This window comes from Wolbachia endosymbiont of Tuta absoluta, assembly GCF_059414725.1.
This window is the reverse complement of sequence record NZ_JBNRJY010000342.1, coordinates 1-665: the sequence shown is the minus strand read 5'-3', so window position 1 is coordinate 665 and position 665 is coordinate 1. Positions and strand designations below refer to the sequence as shown.

2 protein-coding genes and 1 pseudogene are annotated in these 665 nt (G+C 38.8%); all 3 read left to right on the top strand.

Annotation, left to right across the window (positions count from 1 at the left end):
* Positions 1 to 224 (top strand): arsenate reductase family protein (locus ACJ5GX_RS03655; RefSeq protein WP_495292713.1); only part of this gene is annotated, 224 nt, incomplete at its 5' end.
* A 35-nt stretch (positions 225 to 259) separates the two neighbouring features.
* Positions 260 to 433 carry a hypothetical protein gene (locus tag ACJ5GX_RS03650; RefSeq protein WP_495292712.1) on the top strand — a complete coding sequence of 58 codons (174 nt, stop codon included), beginning with the start codon at positions 260 to 262 and terminating at the stop codon, positions 431 to 433.
* A gap of 106 nt (positions 434 to 539) precedes the next feature.
* Positions 540 to 665, top strand: a pseudogene (locus tag ACJ5GX_RS03645) (IS481 family transposase); the annotation flags it as partial.

The window sequence follows — 665 nt, the reverse complement described above, 5'->3', positions numbered from 1 at the left end:
GGCTAGATCGCTTAGGAAAAGATGTGGTGCTGAATAAAAAGGGGACAACATGGAAAAAACTCAGTGAACAAGAGCAACAGCTTGCCTTATCCAGTGATCAAAATTTAATTGATGCACTCACAACCCATACCAGTTTAATTAAACGTCCTGTGATTGAACAGAATGGTCAATTTGTGGTGGGTTATGATGAAGACCAAATTAGAGCCTTAAAAACTGCTGTATAAACGTTCTACGCTAAACTATAAAAAAGCCTGATCGATTGATCGATCATCTTGCTGTTTTGGGTGCTGGTGCATACGGTTTTGTTATGAGCTCAAACTATAACAGTCGTGGTCGTGCTGCAGAAGTGATGGTGGATGGTGAGCAATCTCATGTGATTCGTAAACGAGAAAGTATTGAATCACTTTGGGAAAATGAACGTTTGTTGCCTTAAGGAGTAATTTCAGATGTTATTAGAATTTACCAAAATGCATGGTCTGGGCAATGACTTCATGGTGGTTGACTTGATTAGCCAACGTGCCTTTTTTGATGCGATGACGATCGATCATTGGTTGCATTCTTACAATAGAGCTAGACCTCATTCCGGTAAATATTGCTATGGTAAGACTCCTATGCAGACCTTTTTTGATAGTATGCATATTGCTTACCAAAAAAATATTGATAAC